This is a genomic window from Bradyrhizobium sp. AZCC 2289, from assembly GCF_036924615.1.
In the GTDB taxonomy this organism is placed as follows: Bacteria; Pseudomonadota; Alphaproteobacteria; order Rhizobiales; family Xanthobacteraceae; genus Bradyrhizobium.
Window position 1 is genome coordinate 549,712 of sequence record NZ_JAZHRY010000001.1, and the last position, 19,720, is coordinate 569,431.

Annotated in this window: 18 protein-coding genes; 11 read left to right on the forward strand and 7 right to left on the reverse strand. The window is 62.9% G+C overall.

Annotated features, from left to right (window positions below; translation table 11 throughout):
* The first annotated feature begins 6 nt into the window (after window positions 1-6).
* The 3 genes from V1289_RS02895 (at window position 7) to V1289_RS02905 (ending at window position 3,640) form a co-directional block, all read left to right on the forward strand.
* The gene (locus tag V1289_RS02895; protein ID WP_334395547.1) at window positions 7-1,179 is read left to right on the forward strand and encodes a M20 aminoacylase family protein; all 1,173 of its coding nucleotides are present in this window, start codon (window positions 7-9) and stop codon (window positions 1,177-1,179) included.
* Window positions 1,172-2,593 carry an amidase gene (locus tag V1289_RS02900; protein WP_334395548.1) on the forward strand — a complete coding sequence of 474 codons (1,422 nt, stop codon included), beginning with the start codon at window positions 1,172-1,174 and terminating at the stop codon, window positions 2,591-2,593. Before V1289_RS02895 ends, V1289_RS02900 begins: the two co-directional genes overlap by 8 nt.
* Before the next feature lie 156 nt (window positions 2,594-2,749).
* Window positions 2,750-3,640, forward strand: coding sequence for a crotonase/enoyl-CoA hydratase family protein (locus V1289_RS02905; protein ID WP_334395549.1), 891 nt, complete (start codon window positions 2,750-2,752; stop codon window positions 3,638-3,640).
* Window positions 3,641-3,760: 120 nt separating this feature from the next.
* Here the strand turns inward: V1289_RS02905 and V1289_RS02910 are convergent, their stop codons facing one another.
* The 3 genes from V1289_RS02910 to V1289_RS02920 all read right to left on the reverse strand — a co-directional run bounded on the left by V1289_RS02910 (window position 3,761) and on the right by V1289_RS02920 (window position 6,194).
* Window positions 3,761-4,735, reverse strand: a complete 975-nt coding sequence (locus V1289_RS02910; protein WP_334395550.1) for an NADPH:quinone oxidoreductase family protein — start codon at window positions 4,733-4,735, stop codon at window positions 3,761-3,763.
* Window positions 4,735-5,349 (reverse strand): 2-hydroxychromene-2-carboxylate isomerase, encoded by a 615-nt coding sequence (locus V1289_RS02915; protein ID WP_334395551.1) that lies wholly within the window; start codon window positions 5,347-5,349, stop codon window positions 4,735-4,737. The genes V1289_RS02910 and V1289_RS02915 overlap by 1 nt, the downstream gene beginning before the upstream one ends.
* Window positions 5,350-5,492: 143 nt before the next feature.
* Complete coding sequence (locus V1289_RS02920; protein ID WP_334395552.1) at window positions 5,493-6,194, reverse strand: glutathione S-transferase N-terminal domain-containing protein; 702 nt, start codon at window positions 6,192-6,194, stop codon at window positions 5,493-5,495.
* Between the two features lie 123 nt (window positions 6,195-6,317).
* Between V1289_RS02920 and V1289_RS02925 the strand changes: the two genes are divergently transcribed.
* The 3 genes from V1289_RS02925 (at window position 6,318) to V1289_RS02935 (ending at window position 10,194) form a co-directional block, all read left to right on the forward strand.
* Window positions 6,318-7,340 (forward strand): methionine synthase, encoded by a 1,023-nt coding sequence (locus tag V1289_RS02925; protein ID WP_309177916.1) that lies wholly within the window; start codon window positions 6,318-6,320, stop codon window positions 7,338-7,340.
* Window positions 7,341-8,368: 1,028 nt separating this feature from the next.
* On the forward strand, window positions 8,369-8,890 hold the full coding sequence (locus V1289_RS02930; RefSeq protein ID WP_334395553.1) for a Cache 3/Cache 2 fusion domain-containing protein: 522 nt from the start codon (window positions 8,369-8,371) through the stop codon (window positions 8,888-8,890).
* A gap of 104 nt (window positions 8,891-8,994) precedes the next feature.
* The gene (locus V1289_RS02935; RefSeq protein ID WP_334395554.1) at window positions 8,995-10,194 is read left to right on the forward strand and encodes an MBL fold metallo-hydrolase; all 1,200 of its coding nucleotides are present in this window, start codon (window positions 8,995-8,997) and stop codon (window positions 10,192-10,194) included.
* A 201-nt stretch (window positions 10,195-10,395) separates the two neighbouring features.
* On the opposite strand, the gene V1289_RS02940 is transcribed toward V1289_RS02935, so the two are convergent.
* The 3 genes from V1289_RS02940 to V1289_RS02950 form a co-directional block, all read right to left on the reverse strand.
* Window positions 10,396-11,013 (reverse strand): hypothetical protein, encoded by a 618-nt coding sequence (locus tag V1289_RS02940; RefSeq protein WP_334395555.1) that lies wholly within the window; start codon window positions 11,011-11,013, stop codon window positions 10,396-10,398.
* A gap of 146 nt (window positions 11,014-11,159) precedes the next feature.
* Window positions 11,160-11,690, reverse strand: a complete 531-nt coding sequence (gene gpt, locus V1289_RS02945; protein ID WP_334395556.1) for a xanthine phosphoribosyltransferase — start codon at window positions 11,688-11,690, stop codon at window positions 11,160-11,162.
* A gap of 40 nt (window positions 11,691-11,730) precedes the next feature.
* Complete coding sequence (locus V1289_RS02950; RefSeq protein ID WP_334395557.1) at window positions 11,731-12,468, reverse strand: competence/damage-inducible protein A; 738 nt, start codon at window positions 12,466-12,468, stop codon at window positions 11,731-11,733.
* A 225-nt stretch (window positions 12,469-12,693) separates the two neighbouring features.
* Here V1289_RS02950 and V1289_RS02955 point away from each other — a divergent pair, with 225 nt between their 5' ends.
* The 3 genes from V1289_RS02955 (at window position 12,694) to V1289_RS02965 (ending at window position 16,033) form a co-directional block, all read left to right on the forward strand.
* Window positions 12,694-14,112, forward strand: coding sequence for a circularly permuted type 2 ATP-grasp protein (locus V1289_RS02955; RefSeq protein ID WP_334395558.1), 1,419 nt, complete (start codon window positions 12,694-12,696; stop codon window positions 14,110-14,112).
* Between the two features lie 16 nt (window positions 14,113-14,128).
* A complete protein-coding gene (locus V1289_RS02960) occupies window positions 14,129-15,073 on the forward strand; it encodes an alpha-E domain-containing protein (RefSeq protein ID WP_334395559.1) in 945 nt (314 codons plus the stop codon).
* A gap of 123 nt (window positions 15,074-15,196) precedes the next feature.
* Complete coding sequence (locus V1289_RS02965; protein WP_334407243.1) at window positions 15,197-16,033, forward strand: transglutaminase family protein; 837 nt, start codon at window positions 15,197-15,199, stop codon at window positions 16,031-16,033.
* 223 nt (window positions 16,034-16,256) lie between these two features.
* Here V1289_RS02965 and V1289_RS02970 read toward each other — a convergent pair whose 3' ends face one another.
* Window positions 16,257-17,867: an ABC transporter substrate-binding protein gene (locus V1289_RS02970; RefSeq protein ID WP_334395560.1), complete on the reverse strand. Its 1,611-nt coding sequence runs from the start codon at window positions 17,865-17,867 to the stop codon at window positions 16,257-16,259.
* Window positions 17,868-18,134: 267 nt separating this feature from the next.
* Between V1289_RS02970 and V1289_RS02975 the strand changes: the two genes are divergently transcribed.
* Window positions 18,135-18,893 (forward strand): proteasome-type protease, encoded by a 759-nt coding sequence (locus tag V1289_RS02975; RefSeq protein WP_309177924.1) that lies wholly within the window; start codon window positions 18,135-18,137, stop codon window positions 18,891-18,893.
* 13 nt (window positions 18,894-18,906) lie between these two features.
* A complete protein-coding gene (locus V1289_RS02980; protein WP_334395561.1) occupies window positions 18,907-19,671 on the forward strand; it encodes an SDR family oxidoreductase in 765 nt (254 codons plus the stop codon).
* The last annotated feature ends 49 nt before the right edge of the window (window positions 19,672-19,720 follow it).

Below are 19,720 nucleotides of genomic sequence, written 5' to 3' on the forward strand. Positions count from 1 at the left end.
ACAGACATGCCCAATATCGACCGCATCGAAGGCTTTGCCGACGAACTCACCGCCATTCGCCGCGATCTGCACGCGCATCCCGAGATCGGTTTCGAGGAAGTGCGCACGTCGGGCATCGTCGCCGACAAGCTGAAGGGATGGGGCATCGAGGTGCATCGCGGTCTCGGCGGCACCGGCGTGGTCGGCGTGCTCAAGGGCAAAGGCAGTGGGGCTAAGCGCATCGGCCTGCGCGCCGACATGGACGCGCTGCCGATGGAGGAAAACACCAACCTGCGTTGGCGTTCGACCATTCCCGGCCGCTTCCACGGCTGCGGCCATGACGGCCACACCACCATGCTGCTCGGCACCGCGCGCTATCTCGCCGAGACCAGAAATTTCGACGGCACCGTGCATTTCATCTTCCAGCCCGCCGAAGAAGGCCTCGGCGGCGCCCGCGCCATGATCAAGGACGGGCTGTTCGATAAATTCCCCTGCGACGAGATCTACGGGCTGCACAACGCGCCCGACCTGAACCATGGTGAAATCGGGATCCTGCCCGGCCCTGCAATGGCCGGCGCCGACTTCTTCGACATCACCATCAACGGCTACGGCGCCCACGGCGCGATGCCGGAGCGCTCCAAGGATGCGGTCGTCATTGCCATGACGCTCGGCCAGGCGCTGCAGACCATCGTCAGCCGCAACGTCAGCCCCAACGAACCGGCCGTGTTGTCGATAACCCAGATCCATGCCGGCTCGGCCTATAATGTCATTCCCGGCGAAGCGAAGCTCTGCGGCACCGTCCGCGCCTTCTCCGACGAGGTACGCGCGCTGATCCGGGAGCGGATGCGCGCGATCTGCGCCGGCATGGCCGCGGCGTTTCAGGTCGAGATCGTGGCCGATATCCGCGATACGTTCAGCGTGCTGGTCAACCAGGAAGAGCAGTCCAGGGTGGTCGAGGCCGTGGCCCGCACCGTGGTCGACCCGGCAAAGGTCATCACCCGGACGCAGCCGAAGATGGGCAGCGAGGATTTTGCCGACATGATGCAGCGGGTGCCCGGGGCCTATTTCTGGGTCGGCCATGACGGTTCGGTGCCGGTGCACAATCCCGGCTACGTGCTCGACGACAAGATCCTGCCGATCGGCGCCAGCATGTTCGCCCGCATCATCGAAACCCGTCTGGCAGCAGGTTCCCATGCATAAAACGAAACGTGAAGAAGCCGTCACGTCGCTGCACGACCTTTCCGCCGTCGACCTGATCGCGGGCTATCGCGCCAAGCAGTTCTCGCCGTCGGAAGTGCTCGAAGAGGTGCTGGCGCATATCGCGGTGTGGGAGCCGCACATCAAGGCGCTCTACGCGTTCGATCCCGAGGGCGCCCGCGCCACTGCAAAAGCCTCGACCGAGCGCTGGCAGAAGGGCGAGCCGATGGGCACGCTCGATGGCGTGCCGGTCACGATCAAGGACAATATCGCCACCAAAGGCCAGCCGGTGCCGTTGGGCGCTGCCAGCGTGAAGCTGGTACCCGCAGAGCGGGATGCGCCGCCGGCCGCGCGGTTGCGCGAGGCAGGGGCTGTGATCTTCTCCAAGACCACGATGCCGGATTACGGCATGTTGTCATCCGGCCTGTCGAGCTTCCATCCCCTCACCCGCAATCCCTGGGACGTCAGCAAGAATCCCGGAGGCTCCAGTTCCGGCGCGGGTGCTGCGGGTGCGGCCGGCTACGGCCCGCTGCATCTCGGCACCGATATCGGCGGCTCGGTGCGGCTGCCGGCCTGCTGGTGCGGCCTGGTGGCGCTGAAGCCGAGCCTCGGGCGCGTTCCGGTCGATCCACCTTATGTCGGCCGCGTCGCCGGCCCCATGACCCGCACCGTCGACGATGCGGCGCTGATGATGAGTGTGCTGTCGCGGCCCGACCGGCGCGACGGCATGAGCCTGCCGGCGCATGAGATCAACTGGAAGGCGCTGGACAAGTCGCCGCGCAAACTGCGCATCGGGTTGATGCTCGATCCCGGCGTCGGCCAGCCGCTGGAGAAGGAAGTCCGCGACGTCGCCGTGAAGGCTGCCAAGGCCTTCGAGTCGGCGGGCGCCGTCATTACCGAAGTCGATGGCATACTGACGCGCGAGATGCTCGACGGCCTCGACAATTTCTGGCGCGCGCGGATGTGGGACGATCTGTCCAGGCTCGCGCCGGAACAGCGCGCCAAGGCGCTGCCCTACATCTACCAATGGGCCGAGGCCGGCGCGAAGCTTTCGGGCGTCGACGTGATCCGGGGCTTCAACATGACGATGGCGATCCGGGCCGCGGCGGCAAAGCTGTTCTGCGATCTCGACTACGTCGTGTCGCCGGTGTCGCCGGTGGTGAATTTCCCCGCCGAATTCGCAGCCCCCATCAACGACCCCGCAAAGCCGTTCGAGCACATCTGCTACACCGTGCCGTGGAACATGTCGGAGAACCCGGCCGTCTCGATCAATGGCGGCTACGACAGACGCGGCTTTCCGATCGGCGTGCAGATCGTCGGCCGCCGTTTCGACGACCTCGGCGTGCTCGGCATGGCGAAGACGTTCGAAGGCCTGCGGGGCCCGCAGAAGCCGTGGCCGTTGCCGCCGAAGAAGTAGAGCGGCGTCGCACTGCTCGTCATGCGCGGGCTTGACCCGCGCATCCATCCTCTTTGTAAAGATGGATTGCCGGGTCATTTGATGCGAATACGCGCTTCGCGCTTTTGCCCGGCAATGGCGAGGTGAAATCAACAATAACCGCAGAGGAACAACCCCATGGCGTATGAGACGATCAAATACGAGGTCGCCGAGCAGATTCTGACCATCACGCTGAACCGGCCCGACAAGCTCAACGCCTTCAACGGCACCATGCAGGCCGAACTGATCGACGCCTTCGATGCCGCCGACAAGGACGACGACGTCCGCGCCATCATCGTCACCGGCGCCGGGCGCGGTTTCTGCGCCGGCGCGGATCTTTCCTCCGGCGCCAACACGTTCGACCGCGACGCGCGGCGCGGACCGGTGAAGCGGCTTGCCAGCGGTGCTGTCGACTACAGCGATCCCCAGGTCCGCGACGGCGGCGGCCAGGTGACGCTGCGCATCTTCAAATGCCTGAAGCCCGTGATCGCGGCGGTGAACGGACCGGCGGTCGGCATCGGCGTCACCATGCAGCTGGCGATGGATATCCGCATCGCCAGCGAAGCGGCGCGCTTCGGCTTCGTGTTCTCCCAGCGCGGCATCGTGCCGGAGGCGGCCTCGAGCTGGTTCCTGCCACGGATCGTCGGCATCTCGCAGGCGCTGGAATGGTGCTACACCGGCCGGGTCTTCCCGGCGCAGGAGGCGCTGGCCGGCCGTCTCGTCAGCAAGGTAGTGCCGCCGGATGAATTGCTGCCGACCGCGCGTGCGCTGGCGAAGGAGATCGCCGCCAAGACCGCGCCGGTCTCGGTAGCGCTGATCCGTCAGATGATGTGGCGCATGCTGGGCGCCGACGATCCGATGGAAGCGCACAAGGTCGACAGCCGCGGCATCTACGCCCGCGGCCGCTCCGAGGACGTCAGGGAGGGCGTGGTGTCGTTTTTGGAAAAGCGCCCGGCCGAATTCAAGAACAAGGTTTCCGCCGACATGCCGGACTATTTCCCGTGGTGGAAAGAGCGCGGGTATAAGTGACGGCGAAGCCGTCATTCCGGAGCGATGCAAAGCATCGAACTAGGTGCGCAATTGCGCACCTGAGAATCTCGAGATTCCGGGTCTGGTCCTTCGGACCATCCCGGAATGACCGCTACGAAGTCATCGCATCACCAGCGCCACCCGCCCGATTGCCTTGCGCTCCAGCAACAGCCGCATCGCCTTCGCATAATCTTCCAGCGGCAGCCGGTGCGAGATGTTCGGCCGCACCTTGCCGGCTTCCGCCCATTCCGTCAGCGCCTTGATCCGCACCTCCCCGAGTGCCGGATTTTTCCGCACGGCTTCGCCGGCGCGGACGCCGAGCACGCTGGCGCCCTTGATCATCAACAGATTGGCGCGCGCCAGCCCGATGCCGCCGGTAAAACCGATGATCAGGAGCCGCGCGCCCCAGTTGATGCAGCGCATCGAGTTTTCGAACACCTCGCCGCCGACGGGATCGAACACCACATCCGCGCCGCGCCCGTCGGTGATGCGCTTGACGGCATCGCGGAACGGCTCCCGGTCGTAGCGCACGAGATGATCGGCACCCCTCGCCTTGGCGACCGCCAACTTCTCGTCGGATGATGCCGTCGCGATCACAATGGCGCCGAGCATTTTGCCGATTTCCACTGCCGCAAGCCCGACACCGCCACCGGCGCCATGCACCAGCAGCACTTCGCCCGGTTGAAGCTGGCCGCGATCGATCAGGGCGTGATAGGCGGTGCCGTGGCCGGCCAGAAACGTCGCGCCCTCGGCGTAGTCGAAGCTCGACGGCAGCGGCGTGAGCTGCGATGGCACCACGACAGCCTCGTCGGCATAGGCGCCGTGCCGCATCTTGACGATGACCCTGTCACCGACAGTGACGCCCTTCGCGTCGTTAACCTCGACTACGTCGCCGGCGGCCTCCACGCCCGGCGTGAACGGCAATGGCGGCTTGAGCTGATATTCGCCCGCGGCCATCAGGATGTCGGGAAAGTTGATCCCGGCGGCATGGATCGCGACGCGCGCCTGCCCCGGCGCCAGTGGCGCTGCGGCAAAGCTTTCCAGTCGCAAACGCTCGGGCGGCCCAAGCTCGCGGCAGACGACGGCCTTCGGCATCAGGCGGCCCGCTCTTTGCGCCGCGCGAGCGCCTCGCGGATCAGCGGCATGCGGTCATTGCCGAAATACATGTCGGTCTTGTCGATGAAGATGGTCGGCGAGCCAAAACCGCCGCGCGCCATCACTTCATCGGTGTTCGCCTTGAGCTGGTCCTTGATCGCCTGCTCGCCAATCCCGGCGAAGAATTTTTGGGGATCGACGCCGACGCGCTGGCAAACTTCCGTCAGCACCGCGTCCTGCGAGATATCCTTGTCCTCGCCCCAATAGATCTCGAACACCGTACGCGCGAACGGGACCAGCTTTCCCTCCGGCGCAAGATGAATGCATCCGCGCATCGCCTTGACGCTGTTCACCGGAAACACGGTCGGCCGCATTTTGATCGCTAGCCCAGTGGAGCGCGCCCAATCCGCCATGTCCTTTTTCTGGTAGTTCAGCTTCGCCGGCACCGGCGTTTCGCGCGTGGCATAGACGCTGGGATTGATGGTGTTGAAGATGCCGCCGACCAGGATCGGCCGCCAGGTCATCTCGGCGCCGAACTCCTTGGCCAGCGGCTGGATGTTGTGGAAGGCGAGATAGGTCCAGGGACTGGAGCAGTCGAAGAAGAATTCGATCATGGCGTTTCCTTTTGTTTGGCTTTTGCTCTTTGCGATTCTCGTCATTCCGGGGCGCGCGCAGCGCGAGCCCGGAATCCATACTCCCGATCGTGGTTATGGATTCCGGGCCCGCGCCAAGTGGCGCGTCCCGGAATGACGAGCCGTTATTTTTGCTTCGCCATCTCCTTCGCGCGCTGTCCGAACATGTTCTTCCGCGCCTCCTCGTCGAACGGCTCCTTGACGAACTTCCCGATTGCCAGCCCCGCCTGCACCTGATGTCGGGCGCGGACCACGGCGTACCAGCGCTTGATGTTCGGATAACCGTCCAGCGTAAAGCCCTGCGCCTTGTGCGTCATGGTCCAGGGGAAGCAGGCGATGTCGGCGATCGAGTAATCGCCGGCGACGTAAGCGCCGGTTTTTCCCAATTGCGTATCGAGCACCCGGTAGAGTCGCGCCGCCTCGTCGCGGTAGCGCTCGATCGCGTAGGGGATTTTTTCCGCCGCATAGAGCGCGAAATGGCCGTGCTGGCCCAGCATCGGACCGAGCCCGCCCATCTGCCACATCACCCATTGCACGACCTGCGAGCGCCCGCGCATGTCCTTTGGCAGGAACCGGCCGGTCTTCTCGGCGAAGTAAATCAGGATCGCGCCAGTCTCGAACACCGAAAATGGTTCGCCGCCATCGGCGGGCGCGCGATCCACGATCGCCGGGATGCGATTATTCGGACTGATCGCCAGAAATTCCGGTCGAAATTGTTCGCCGGCGCGGATATCGACGGGGATGACGGTATAGGGAAGCCCGAGTTCCTCCAGCATGATCGAGATTTTCCAGCCGTTGGGCGTCGGCGCGTAATACAGGTTGATCATGGCTCCCCTTGCTGCCGCGCCGGGACAGGCTCGAGGCCCGGCGACGGCGACTTTTGTTGTTCTGTACCTCGATCATAAGACATGGCAGACAGGCGCTCAATCAGAACCGACCGGGAGGCCAAAATGCTGTTTCCAACCACGATCGCCGGCTCGCTGCCGAAGCCGGAATGGCTGGCCGAGCCCAACACGCTCTGGGCGCCTTGGAAGTCCACAGGCTCCGAACTGGCCCGCGCCAAGCGCGATGCCACCATGCTGGCGGTCAAGCTGCAGGAAGACGCCGGCGTCGATATCGTCACCGAGGGCGAACAGGCCCGCCAGCACTTTGTGCATGGCTTTCTGGAAAAGATCGAAGGCATCGATTTCGCCCACAAGGTCGAGATGGGCATCCGCAAGGATCGCTACAAGGCGATGGTGCCGCAGGTGGTCGCCCCCCTGACGCTGAAGGGCCGCGTCCATGCCGACGAGGCTCGAATCGCCCGCACCCACACCACACACAAGCTGAAATTCACCCTGCCCGGCCCGATGACCATCATCGATACCATCGCCGACAAATATTACGGCGACCGGGTCAAGATGGCGTTCGCCTTTGCCGAATTGCTCAACGAGGAAGCCAGGGCGTTGCAGGCCGACGGCGTCGACATGATCCAGTTCGATGAGCCCGCCTTCAACGTCTACATGGACGAGGTTTCGGACTGGGGCATCAAGGCGCTGGAGCGCGCCGCGGAAGGGCTGACCTGCGCCACCGCCGTGCACATCTGCTACGGCTACGGCATCAAAGCAAACACCGACTGGAAACAAACGCTGGGCGCCGAGTGGCGGCAGTACGAAGATATCTTTCCGGCAATTGCGAAGAGCCCGATCCAGCAGGTCGCGATCGAATGCCGCAATTCGCACGTCCCGCTCGATCTGCTCGCGCTGCTCCCCGGCAAGATCGTCCAGGCCGGCGTGATCGACGTCGCCAGCGACACGGTCGAGACCGCGGAAGACGTCGTCAAGGTGATCGACGCGGTGTCCAAATTCGTGCCGAAGAGCAACATCGTCGCGACCACGAATTGCGGCATGGCGCCGATGCGCCGGGATATCGCGGAAGCCAAGCTGATGGCGCTGGGTGCCGGCGCGAAGCTGGCGCGCGAAAGGCTGGGGTGAAGGCGCCGCACTTATCAGACCGTCATTGCGAGCCACCGGGTCGGCGCAAAGCGCCGCCCCGGTGGCTCGCAATGACGGTGCATAAATATGAGTCCACGCCCTCGCCGCGCAATGCGCCCGAGTCGTTGAAAATTCTTCCGCCCGATCGAGGGCGCAGGGAACGCCGGGTGCTTGCTGCACCCGCGGTCTCGCGTGCAAAGTGCACAGGGAAAACGCACACGAGCATACAGGTACAGTCGGAGCATTCCGGCGTCCCTGCGCAATGGTTTTACGGCTTATGCCGCGCTCCCCGGCGACGAATTCGTCTTGTCACCGTCATCGGAGGATTAACGGCGTGTCCGCACCCGGTTGGGCCGACACGCCTCCCAAATTTAGCACCAGCAACGGGTGCCAGGACCACACGGTTTTGCCGTACGCTTTGGCGTCGCTCGTCTGGCGTGATGACGATCGCTCACGGGAAGCCCCGCCCTGCAATCGATCTTCACACACGACGCCGCTGCGTCCACCGCATCCCGTCCCAACGTTCGTGACGATGGCCAACGCCCCTCTTCCCGGGACAGGACGGCGCAGCTTATAGTTTTGATTTGCCCGACGCGCATAGCGGAATATTTTTTCAAGGCAGACTGGACAGGGCAAATCACGTTGATCCGGCTGAAAAAATCAACGTTTTCGCGCAACCGAGTTGCCGTACCAACCAGACCTGCAGGATCGATCTGACGACGTCCGTTGATCAGGGTAGACTGGAAGTGGCTGGTCCAAGGTCAAAGTGACGCGAATGACCCAACTGAGACATTGGGCCTCATTCCGTTTGTGGGTCGGATGTGATCCATACAGTGGCTGCGACATATCGGATAAAGAAACGCGGCAGTACCCCTGACCGACATTACGGGAGCCTCTTGACGGCGTGCTTCGACGGCGATCGTTGACAAGCACGCGAAAAAAAGAGGCGTCCACTACAATCGCCGAAATGGGCCTCCTCGCCCGATAGTCTTCACATCGAGATGCTGTGAGGCCAATGGGAGGTAACCATGAAGAAGTCCCTGCTCGCACTGTTACTGTTGGGCTTCGCTGCTGGTTTTTCGATTCAGTTCCCCGCGCGAGTGTTCGCTGAAGCCGCCGAGAATGTCCAGGTTGCGATGCAACTCCTCAAGTCGAAGGCTTCGACACTGGGTACGCCCACTGTCAACGGGCAAGAGGAAGTCGTCGGGAAGATTGTCCCTGCCTTACATTTTGGTGCGACCAAGATGAATAACAACTTCGTGCTGGTCGACGAGGTGCAGAAGGAAGCCGGTGGGACGGCCACTATCTTTGTCAAGAGCGGCGACGAGTTCGTTCGTGTGGCAACCAATGTCAGGAAGGATGACGGGTCGCGGGCAATAGGCACCATTCTCGACCCAAAGGGTAAAGCCATCGCGGCTATTTTGAAGGGCGAAAGGTATTACGGAGAGGCCGATATCCTAGGGAAGCCTTACGTAACCGGCTATGAACCAATCCGCGATGCAAGCGGCAACGTCATCGGCGTCTATTACGTCGGATACTTGAAGAACTAGCCGAGTCACAGTTTGCATGACCGCTAAGGCGCGGAGTTTGCTGCCCGGAGCGGTCCCGCACCTTCTGTTTATGGCCTCGTTGTTGACAGGAACGGGAGCTAACAATGGCTATTGATTTGACCTCTGCTTCAATTGCGCTGTTGCAAGCAGGCCCTCGGGTGCCTCGGCGGCAGTTTTTCTGCGACGAGGTTGGACGACGAGAATTTCTCTGCGGCGGCGGTGCCAGTATCTTAAGTGGGATGCTTGCTACGCTCCTCGCAGGCTCGAAGCCGGTGAGGGCCGAGGCCGTCACTGGATCATTGCCTGAGCTTGACCGCGTCGCGGTTCGGATAGTGATCGATAGCTATCAGTTTGCTGTCGCTCCGAGCAGGAAACTGCCCAACCTTGATGTCCAGCACTTTGGCTGGGGCCTCAGCGAGAAGCCGCCGCGCAGAACGCTGGTCAGCGAATTCGGTCTTGCGATGCATGTCGAGTCGCAACGCGGCAACGAGGCGCGCAATATCCTGGTTGATTTCGGTTTCACGCCGGAAGCCCTTCTCAACAACACGAATCTGCTTGGTGTTGATCCCACGGCCGTCGACGCACTTGTGCTGAGCCACGGGCACCAGGACCACTTTGGCGGTCTCGTTGGTTTCTTGCAGGCGCACAGTGGCAAGCTAAAGCCCAAGCTGCCGTTGTTTGTCGGTGGCGAAGGATGCTTTTGCGCACGCGAGTGGACTGGCCCGCCGGTGCGCGGCAGCTTCGGCGTTATCGACCGCAAAGCGCTCGAAGAAGCCGACATCGCCGTCACCTACACGGAGCGACCAGCGTTGGTCGTCGATCACGCCGTGACGACAGGGCAGATCGGCCAGAAGAGCTTCGAGAAAGTACTGTCACCGAGTGCAATGACCGTCGGCTTCGACCGGGGCGTCGGCTGTTATCCCGAGCGCCTCAGCGAGGCGGAACGCAGTGCGCCGGTCGTCCCGGATCAATTTCAGCACGAGATCGCGACGGCATTCAATCTGAAAGGACGCGGGCTTGTCGTGCTGACTTCGTGCAGCCATCGCGGCGTGGTCAATGCGATCAGGCAGGCTCAAGCCGCCTCCGGCGTGGAAAAAATTCATGCGGTGATCGGGGGCTTCCATCTCGCGCCCTATCAAGAGGAATACGTTCGAGATACGGTCAAGGCACTCCAGGAACTCGATCCGACTTACGTGGTTCCGCTGCATTGTACGGGCGAACCTTTCTACGAAATCGCGCGCGCTGCGATGCCGACGAAGCTCATACGCTCGTACACGGGAACTCGCTTGGTTTTCGAGGCGTGAGCAGAGCCTCAACTTTTATATCCGTTGCTGGCACTTTTCGGACCTCGCGCGATGTCCGGCGTGAGTCCGGAATACGCTCCAGAACGGACGTCCGCCGACGCTTTTCAATTTATTCGGTTTAGGCCCTGGCTCATGGTCTCTGCGGGCGACCATGCGTTCCCGCTTCCGCTTGGTAGATTGTGCTCGCTGACTACCCTGTCGCTATGGACTCGCGCTCGGATGCAGCACCGGCCGATACCCTGCCGCCAGTGCCCGCAATGTCGATGGCGGCGTCAGCAGCATCGCATGCTCGATCGCGCACTCCACCTCGCGATAGCCGGCCGGTGACCATTGCAGCGCCCTTCCCTGCACGATCAGATAACTCTCGTCTCCCGCCTCCACCATCGCCCCCTCAGGCAATTGCCTCACCGGCATTGGCAGCGGATGCAGCCGCTTCCTGCCGCGATCCAGCCGCTCCCGATGCAGCACGGCGTCCATGTCGCGTGCGAGAACCTTTGCAACACCGTTGCCTTGCTCCCATGCCGCGCGAAAGCGGTTGGCGTCGGCGCGGCGGCAGAAGAAGCAGGGGCGGTGTCCGGCCGCAAACGCGGTCGCCTCGTCGAGGAAGAACAGTTCGGTCCAGCTTCGGCCGCCCATCACCTTGCGCCGCCATCCCCTGAATTCGCAGACGCAGGTAATCCACGTTGGCGTGGACCAGCGCTTTTTCAGTAGCGTCTTGGTCGCGGGGTCATGGATGATGCCGCGATTGCCGGTGAACAGGCCGCGATGTGGCGTGGCGATGATGTCGCCTGAGGGAGTGACCCGGTTTTGCAGCGGCATGTGCGAGCCTGACTGTTCGCAATAGGCGTCATTGCGAGGAGCGTCAGCGACGAAGCAATCCACACTTTCTTTGCCGCGCGATGGATTGCTTCGCGGAGTTTATCATCGGGTGCGCATTCGCGCGACCCGGTGGCTCGCAATGACGGCTACGCCGCGCTGTCGCCGCGGATCGGGGGCTGGAATGAGAGCGCGGTATCCCACGGGAAGAAGATCCAGGTGTCCTGCGACACTTCGGTGATGAAGGTGTCGACCAGCGGCCGGCCTTTCGGCTTGGCGTAGACGGTGGCGAAATGCGCGTCCGGCATCATGTCGCGGACCAGCCGCCCGGTCTTGCCGGTGTCGACGAGATCGTCGACGATCAACAGTCCCTTGCCGGTGCCGCCGCCGAGCGACGCGGTGTCGGCCGAAATGCCCTTCAGCACCTTCAGGTCGCCCTGCTTGGTGTGGTCGTAGCTCGCGATGCAGACGGTATCGATGATGCGCACGCCGAGTTCGCGCGCGACGATCGCCGCCGGCACGAGGCCACCGCGGGTGATGGCAATGACCGCATGAAACGGTCCGACCTCGTTGAGCCGCCAGGTCAGCGCCCGGCAATCCCGGTGAAACTGGTCCCATGAGACCGGGAAAGCCTTGCCCGCCCGCTCCTCCGCGCTCAGTTCCGGAGCATCTGCCGCCATCATCTCCTCCTGCATTTTTAGAACCCCGTCGCCGTCCCCGTTACCGGGTAACGTTCAATCCCGCCAGCATCTCCTTCACCGCCGCCATCGCGGCGGCGAGCTTTTCGGGATCGCGCGAGCGGACGACGAGATTGGTGTTCGGTTTCTTGTGTTCGTCCTGGAACGGATAGCTGCCGATGATGGTGTCGGGATGCGCATTGGCGATTTCCCGCAAGGGCCCGCCGATGTCGCCTTCCCGCGCATTGGCGCGGACCGATTCCGACAGCATCCGAACCCCCGACTTCAGCCGGGGCGCGACGATATCCATCATCGCCTGCATGATCGAGGGGATACCGGCCATGACGATGACATTGCCGAGCTTGAAGCCGGGCGCGAGAATGGTCGCGCTCTGGATCAGCTCGGCACCGTCGGGAACGCGGGCCATGCGCAGCCGCGCCTCGTTCAAATCCTGTTCGGTCCAGCGCTCGCGAAACCGCGCCACCACTTCGGGGTGATGGTCGATGCCGACGCCGAACGCTTTCGCGACGCTGTCGGCAGTAATGTCGTCATGGGTCGGCCCGATGCCGCCGGTGGTAAAGACGTAATTGTAGCGATGCCGCAGCGCATCAAGGGCGGCGATGATATCGGCCTCGTCGTCGGCGACGACGCGGACTTCCTTGAGGTCGATCCCGATATTGGTCAGATATTCGGCGATAAAACCGATGTTCTTGTCCTTGGTCCGGCCGGACAGGATCTCGTCACCGATGACCAGAATTCCCGCCGTGACGATCTCACTCATAGTTTCTTTTCCTCACCCTTTGCACGCGACCTTGCCGGGCCAACGCCTTGAAGTCACGGGGTTTTGCTGCCGAAACAAGCACCCTGCAGCCGGTTTTTCGGGCAGCACCGCAAAACACCCATAGCAAATGCCCTTAGCCAATGCATATCCCGCTGGCCCGGGCCTTGCTACCATCCCGTTAAGTCATGCACTGTGTCGTATGGCGTCCAAGGGCAGTCGGGATTTATGGCAGTTGCGTTCGATGAGATGAACGGCCTCGGCGGTGACCTCCGCTCGGCCTACCAGGAGCTCTCCCGCTGGCTGAAGGAGACGCCGCCGGACGCGCTCGAATATCGCCGCCAGGAAGCGGAGCTGCTGTTCCGCCGGATCGGCATCACCTTCGCCGTCTATGGCGATGCCGAAGCCCAGGAACGGCTGATCCCGTTCGACGTAATCCCAAGGATCCTGTCGGCGAAGGAATGGACCCTGCTCGAGAAGGGCCTGAAGCAGCGGGTCAGCGCGCTCAACATGTTCCTGCGCGACATCTACCACGACCGCGATATCCTGCGCGCCAATATCATCCCGGAAGACCTGATCTTCCAGAACCCGGTGTTCCGGCCGGAGATGAACGGCCAGAACGTACCGCACGACGTCTATGTCCACATCGCCGGCATCGACATCATCCGGGTCGACGCCGACAACTTCATCGTGCTGGAGGACAATGCGCGGACGCCGTCCGGCGTGTCCTACATGCTGGAAAACCGCGAAATCATGATGCGGCTGTTTCCGGATCTGTTCGCCCGCCACCGCGTCGCACCGGTGGAGAAATATCCGGATGAATTGCTGGCGGCATTGCGGTCGGTGGCGCCGCTCAGCGCCTCGGCCGAGCCGACGGTGGCGCTGATGACGCCCGGCGTCTACAATTCCGCCTATTACGAGCACTCGTTTTTGGCCGACAAGCTCGGCATCGAGCTGGTCGAGGGCCGCGACCTCATGGTCAAGAACGATGAGGTGTTCATGCGGACCACCGAAGGCCTCAAACGGGTCGACGTCATCTACCGCCGGGTCGATGACGACTTCCTCGATCCACTGACCTTCCGCCCGGATTCCGCACTCGGCGTGCCCGGGCTGATGTCGGCCTATGCGGCCGGCAATATCACGCTCGCCAACGCGGTCGGCACCGGCATCGCCGACGACAAGGCGATCTATTCCTACATGCCGGACGTCGTGAAATTCTATCTCGGCGAAGAACCGATCCTGAAGAACGTGCAGACCTTTCGCTGCCGCGAGCCGCAGGATCTCGCCTATGTGCTCGACAACTTAAGCGAACTCGTGGTCAAGGAAGTGCACGGCTCGGGCGGCTACGGCATGCTGATCGGGCCGGCCGCCACCAAGGCGACGATCGAGGCGTTCCGCGATAAATTGAAGCGCGAGCCGGAAGGATTCATCGCCCAGCCGACGCTGGCGCTGTCGACCTGCCCGACCTGCACCGCGTCGGGCCTCGCGCCGCGCCATGTCGACCTTCGTCCGTTCGTCCTGACCGGCAGCAACCACGTCACCATCGTGCCGGGCGGGCTGACCCGCGTGGCGCTGAAGGAAGGTTCGCTGGTGGTCAATTCCAGCCAGGGCGGCGGCACCAAGGACACCTGGATTCTGGACGAATAGAGAGCAAGACCCTCGCATGCTGTCGCGCACCGCCGAAAACCTGTACTGGCTGGCCCGCTATGTCGAGCGGGCGGAATATCTGGCGCGCACCATCGACGCGACCCTGCGCGTCACCGCCCTTCCCGCCGCCTATATCGGCAAGACCAATGAATGGGACTCCGCACTTCTCACCGCCGGCGTCGGCGCGAGCTTCTACGAGGCCTATTCCGAAGCCAACGAACACAACGTCGTCGAGTATCTGGCGTTTTCGCCGTCCAACCCCTCGTCGATCAAGAACTGCATCGAGGCCGCGCGGCTGAATTCCCGCTCGGTCCGCACCGCGCTGACCTCCGAGATGTGGGACACCATCAACTCGGCCTGGATCGAATTGCAGGAAGTCTGGGGCAAGGGCACCTCGACCCGTGAGGAACTCGCCAAATTCCTGCGCTTCGTGCAGGAAACCTCGCTGCGGTTCGACGGCTCGGCCTATCGGACCATGCTGCGCAACGATGCCTACTGGTTCTCGCGGCTCGGCCTGCATCTGGAGCGCGCCGACAACACCGCCCGCATTCTCGACGTGAAGTATCACGTGCTGCTGCCCGAGGAGGAGCATGTCGGCGGTCCCCTGGATTACTACCAGTGGACCTCGATCCTGCGCTCGGTGTCGGCGCTGACCGCCTATCACTGGGTCTACCGCGAAACGCTGAAACCCTGGCTGATCGCCGACCTGTTGATCCTGAACGATACGCTGCCGCGCTCGCTGGCGAGCTGTTACAGCAATCTGGTCCGCAATCTCGACCAGATCGGCGTCGCCTACGGCCGCCAGGGCGCCGCGCAGCGCCACGCCCGCGGCGTCCGCAACCGCCTTGAACACAGCCATATGGACGATATCTTCCAGCATGGCGTGCATGAGTTCATCCAGGAGTTCCTTGCGGATAACGCACGGCTGGGTGAAATCATCACCAAGCAGTATCTCATCTGATACCGTCATGGCCGGACTTGACCCGGCCATCCACGTCTTGTTTTAGGGAGTGGTCCACGGAGAAAGACGTGGATGCCCGGGTCAAGCCCGGGCACGACGATCCCAACCCCATCCTGGTACGCCATGCGCCTGCGAATTGCCCATTCCACCAGCTATCGCTACGAGCCGCCGGCCACGGGCGTGATCCAGATTCTGCGGATGACGCCCTCCAGCCATGACGGGCAGTACATCGCCGAATGGCAGATCGACGTCTCGACCGATTCGCGGCTCGAAATGCACCAGGATGCGTTCGGCAACGTGACGCATGTGCTGACGTATGGGCCGCTCGCCGAACTCACCATCAATGTCGAGGGCCTGATCGAAACCCACGACACCGGCGGCGTGCTGCGCGGCACCGACGAGCGCTTCCCGCCGAGCCTGTTCCTGCGTTCGACCGCGCTGACCGAGGTCAATCCGGCGATGGCGACCTTTGCCCGCGAGCTGCGCTCGGAATCGGACGGCGACGTGCTCGGCTTCCTGCACGCGCTGATGGTGCAGATCAACGAGCACATGACGTTCGACGAAGACCCCACCAACAGCGGCACCGCCGCGGCGGAGGCCTTTGGGCTCAAGCGCGGCGTGTGCCAGGACTACGCCCATATCTTCATCGCCTGCGCGCGCTCCGGCGGCGTGCCGGCGCGGTTCGTCTCCGGGCATTTCCTGCGCTCCGACGGCATGGTCAACCAGCAGGCCGGCCACGCCTGGGCGGAAGCCTTCGTGCCTGATCTGGGCTGGGTCGGGTTCGATGCGGCCAACGCCGTCTGCACCACGGACGCGCACGCCCGCGTCGCCATCGGGCTCGACTATCTCGGCGCCGCCCCGGTGCGCGGCACCCGTTATGGCGGCGGCAACGAGACGCTGACGGTGGCCGTCAACGTCGAACAGGCCGGGCGCCCGGGGCAGTGGCAGAGCCAGTCGTAGGATTTGATCGCAGCCCTACCATCGTCATTGCGAGGAGCGTAGCGACGAAGCAATCCACGCTTGCTTTGTTGCGCCATGGATTGCTTCGCTTCGCTCGCAATGACGTGGATAGTGCGCGGCCACGATGCGCGATTGCACACCGGGGAATCTCGAGATCCCGGGTTCGCGCTAAGCGCGCCCTCAGATGCGCAATTGCGCATCGTAGATGACGGCCTTTCGGCCGTCACTTATCCAGCCACACATCCTCGAACCGCAGGTTGTTGTACTGGCTGTTGTCGTGCGGGCGAAAATTCTTCACGTAGGGCTGCCAGCAATTGCCGGCCGATGAGTGCAGGATGATCGGGCGTGCGGCGTCTTCGACCAGGATACGTTCGATGTCCCAGACCAGCCTGCTCCGCTTGTCCCGGTCGAGCTCGCGCGATTGCGCCGACAGCAGCCTGTCGACCTCGGCATTGCAGTACTGGGTGTAGTTGCGCTCCGAATTGCAGGAATAGTTCTCGACGATATTGCCGTCGGGATCGTCGACGCTGACGCCGGTGACGTTCAGTCCGATGGTGTAATCCTTCTTGGCGAGCCTGGCATACCATCGCGGCGTGTCGAGAATATCGAGTTCGCCGACGATGTAGATCTTCTTGAGCTGGTCGGCCACGATCACGGCCGGATCGCGGTACGTCGGCAGGTTCCGCGTCTGGATCTTGATCGGCAGCGGTTTGGCATCGCTGTAGCCGAGCTTCTGCATGATGGCCTGCGCCTCGGCGATGTTCTTGTCGGTGTCGGGACCATATCCCGTCAGCGACGCCACCATTTCCGGCGGCATGCCCCATTCGCCCTCGGGCTTCGCCAGCATGGCCCCGCCCAGCCGCGCATCCCCTTCCATCAGGATGGTGTTGAAGGCCTTGCGATCGAGCGCCAGCGACATGGCCTTTCGGATCTCCGGATTGTCGAACGGCGGATTGACGCGATTGACCAGCAAATTGATCTGGGTTCCCGTCGTGGTCATTTCGCAGATCGCCTTCGGCGCCTGCGCCTTGATGTCCTTCATCAGGGGAACGCTGATGTCGGAGGGAAAAGTGATGTCGTAATCGCCGGTCGCGAACGCCAGCATCCGCGTGGCGCGGCTGTCGATGGTCCGCACCGCGATCTCGTCGAGATAGGGGCGGCCTTTCTTGAAGTAGTCGGGGTTGCGCACCAGGCGGATCGAGTCGCCGCGCTTGAATTCGACGAATTTGAACGGGCCGGTGCCGATCGGCCTGGTCCGCATCACGGATTGCGGAACGTGGCACGGATACACCACCGAAAACGCGCTCGCGAGCAGCACCGGCAGGCTCGGTTGCGGCTCGCTGAGTTCGAAGGTCGCCTCATAGTCGCCGTTGACGCTGACGTCCTGCAGCTTGGAGTACCAGACCTTGCGCGGGTTGCGATGAAAATCCTTGGCATCGCCCTTGCCTATCAGCATCCGCCAGGTGCATTGCACGTCCCTGGCGGTGAACGGCTGGCCGTCATGCCATTTCACGCCCTGCCGCAGCTTGAACGTCAGTTTGGTGTTGGTCGGATCCCACGACCAGCTTTCGGCCAGATCCGGGATCACTGTCTCGAGGCTCTCGTGGACCTTGGCAGGATCGAACACGACGAGGTTGTTGAACACCGCCGCAAACGGCATCACCGAGGCGATGGTCGCTTCTTCCAGCAGCGAGGTGCTGGGCGGATTGTCGTTGTGATAGAGCCTGAGCGTGCCGCCGGCCTTTTGGGCGGCGACAGGGCTCGCGGCCAATATCGCAAAACCCAGCAGCGCAATGGATCTGGCTGATTGGCGGAGCCGCCGGCTGGCGCGCATGTTGGCCTCCCAAAATTCTTGTTCTTTTTGGAGGCGCCAGCGTGCCGGAGGCCGAGGGCTTAATCAATACTCGTGGTTCAGCCTGGCCACCAAACGCGGAGACACCAGGGCCCAGGCGCATATCAAGGCGCAGGCTCCGCCCGACGCCCAATGCGTCTTTTTACCCATTGGACGCATACCGCGCCACGGGGAATTGGGGTTGGATGCCCCCCTGAAATTGGCTACTAGTTTGGCGCCGAGAAACTCGGACGCGTTTGGGGACTGGGAATGACCTATTGTTGCGGAATTCTGGTTCGGGACGGCCTCGTCATGATCGCGGATACCCGCACCAATGCCGGGCTCGACAACGTCTCGACCTTTCGCAAGCTGCACATTTTCTCCAAGCCCGGCGAGCGCATCATGGCGATCGCCAGCGCCGGCAATCTCGCGATCAGCCAGTCGGTGCTGTCGACCCTGACCGAAGGGCTCGAAGACCCGCACACCGGCGAGATCGAAACCCTGATGAACGCGCCGACCATGTTCCAGGCAGCCCAGCGCATCGGCCGCGCCATCCGCAACGTGCACGCCACCGAAGGCGACGCGCTGAAATCGGAAGACGTTTCGTTCGACGTCTCGTTCCTGTTCGGCGGCCAGATCAAGGGCTCGCGGATGCGGCTGTTCATGGTCTACACCGCCGGCAATTTCATCGAATGCACCACCGACACGCCCTATTTGCAGATCGGCGAGCACAAATACGGCAAGCCGGTGCTCGATCGCGCGATGCATTACGACGTCGAGCTGTATGAGGCGCTGAAGACCAGCCTGATCTCGATGGATTCGACCATGCGCTCCAACCTCGGCGTCGGCCTTCCGATCGACGTATTGGTGGTGCGCGCGGATGCCTGCGAGGCCGATCTCAATCACCGCATCGAGGCCGGCGAACCCTATTTCCACGATCTGCGCTCGCGCTGGTCGGCGGCATTGCGCGCGGCGCATCAGAATATTCCAAGACCACCCTACAAATCCGAAACAGAAACAAAAAACTGAAGGCGAGGAAACCATGGCCGAGGCAGCAAACAAGATCGCAATCGTCACCGGTGCCGGCACCGGCGTCGGGCGCGCGGCATCGCTGGCGCTGATGAATGCGGGCTTCACGGTGGTGCTCGCCGGGCGCCGCCTGGAGATGCTGGAAGAGACCAAAAAGCTCGGCGACAATGTCGGCAAGAGCATCTGCGTGTCCGCCGACATGACCAATCCCGGCTCGATCGCGGCGCTGTTCGCCAAGGTGATGGACACCTATGGCCGGCTCGACGTTCTCTTCAACAATGCCGGCATGGGCGCGCCGCCGGTGAACTTTGAGGATCTCAGCCTCGAACAGTGGCAGGCCGTGGTGAACACCAATCTCACCGGCCCGTTCCTGTGCACCCAGCACGCCTTCCGCATCATGAAGGACCAGACCCCGCGCGGCGGCCGCATCATCAACAACGGCTCGATCTCGGCGCACGCGCCGCGGCCGTTCTCCGCGGCCTATACCTCGACCAAGCACGCCATCACTGGTCTCACCAAGGCCAGTAACCTCGACGGCCGCATGTACGACATCGCGGTCGGCCAGGTCGATATCGGCAATGCCGCAACGCCGATGACCGACCGCATGGTTGCCGGCCCCGGCGTGATGCAGCCGGATGGCACGATGAAACAAGAGCCGCGCATGGATGCGAAAGCCGTCGGCGACGCCGTCGCCTATATGGCCGGCCTGCCGCTCGACGCCAACGTGCTGTTCATGACGGTCATGGCGAGCAAGATGCCGTTCGTCGGACGGGGCTGATAGCGCCGAAAAGACCCTCATGGTGAGGAGGCGCTTCTTAGCGCCGTCT

Excerpts from the sequence above, each read along its gene's own strand:
- V1289_RS02925 (WP_309177916.1), top strand. The coding sequence starts at position 6,318 with ATGCTGTTTCCAACCACGATCGCCGGCTCGCTGCCGAAGCCGGAATGG.
- V1289_RS02960 (WP_334395559.1), top strand. The coding sequence starts at position 14,129 with ATGCTGTCGCGCACCGCCGAAAACCTGTACTGGCTGGCCCGCTATGTC.
- V1289_RS02895 (WP_334395547.1), top strand. The coding sequence starts at position 7 with ATGCCCAATATCGACCGCATCGAAGGCTTTGCCGACGAACTCACCGCC.
- V1289_RS02980 (WP_334395561.1), top strand. The coding sequence starts at position 18,907 with ATGGCCGAGGCAGCAAACAAGATCGCAATCGTCACCGGTGCCGGCACC.
- V1289_RS02950 (WP_334395557.1), bottom strand. The coding sequence starts at position 12,468 with ATGAGTGAGATCGTCACGGCGGGAATTCTGGTCATCGGTGACGAGATC.
- V1289_RS02965 (WP_334407243.1), top strand. The coding sequence starts at position 15,197 with ATGCGCCTGCGAATTGCCCATTCCACCAGCTATCGCTACGAGCCGCCG.
- V1289_RS02900 (WP_334395548.1), top strand. The coding sequence starts at position 1,172 with ATGCATAAAACGAAACGTGAAGAAGCCGTCACGTCGCTGCACGACCTT.
- V1289_RS02970 (WP_334395560.1), bottom strand. The coding sequence starts at position 17,867 with ATGCGCGCCAGCCGGCGGCTCCGCCAATCAGCCAGATCCATTGCGCTG.
- V1289_RS02905 (WP_334395549.1), top strand. The coding sequence starts at position 2,750 with ATGGCGTATGAGACGATCAAATACGAGGTCGCCGAGCAGATTCTGACC.
- V1289_RS02955 (WP_334395558.1), top strand. The coding sequence starts at position 12,694 with ATGGCAGTTGCGTTCGATGAGATGAACGGCCTCGGCGGTGACCTCCGC.
- V1289_RS02975 (WP_309177924.1), top strand. The coding sequence starts at position 18,135 with ATGACCTATTGTTGCGGAATTCTGGTTCGGGACGGCCTCGTCATGATC.
- V1289_RS02940 (WP_334395555.1), bottom strand. The coding sequence starts at position 11,013 with ATGCCGCTGCAAAACCGGGTCACTCCCTCAGGCGACATCATCGCCACG.
- V1289_RS02915 (WP_334395551.1), bottom strand. The coding sequence starts at position 5,349 with ATGATCGAATTCTTCTTCGACTGCTCCAGTCCCTGGACCTATCTCGCC.
- V1289_RS02935 (WP_334395554.1), top strand. The coding sequence starts at position 8,995 with ATGGCTATTGATTTGACCTCTGCTTCAATTGCGCTGTTGCAAGCAGGC.
- V1289_RS02920 (WP_334395552.1), bottom strand. The coding sequence starts at position 6,194 with ATGATCAACCTGTATTACGCGCCGACGCCCAACGGCTGGAAAATCTCG.
- V1289_RS02910 (WP_334395550.1), bottom strand. The coding sequence starts at position 4,735 with ATGCCGAAGGCCGTCGTCTGCCGCGAGCTTGGGCCGCCCGAGCGTTTG.
- gpt (WP_334395556.1), bottom strand. The coding sequence starts at position 11,690 with ATGGCGGCAGATGCTCCGGAACTGAGCGCGGAGGAGCGGGCGGGCAAG.
- V1289_RS02930 (WP_334395553.1), top strand. The coding sequence starts at position 8,369 with ATGAAGAAGTCCCTGCTCGCACTGTTACTGTTGGGCTTCGCTGCTGGT.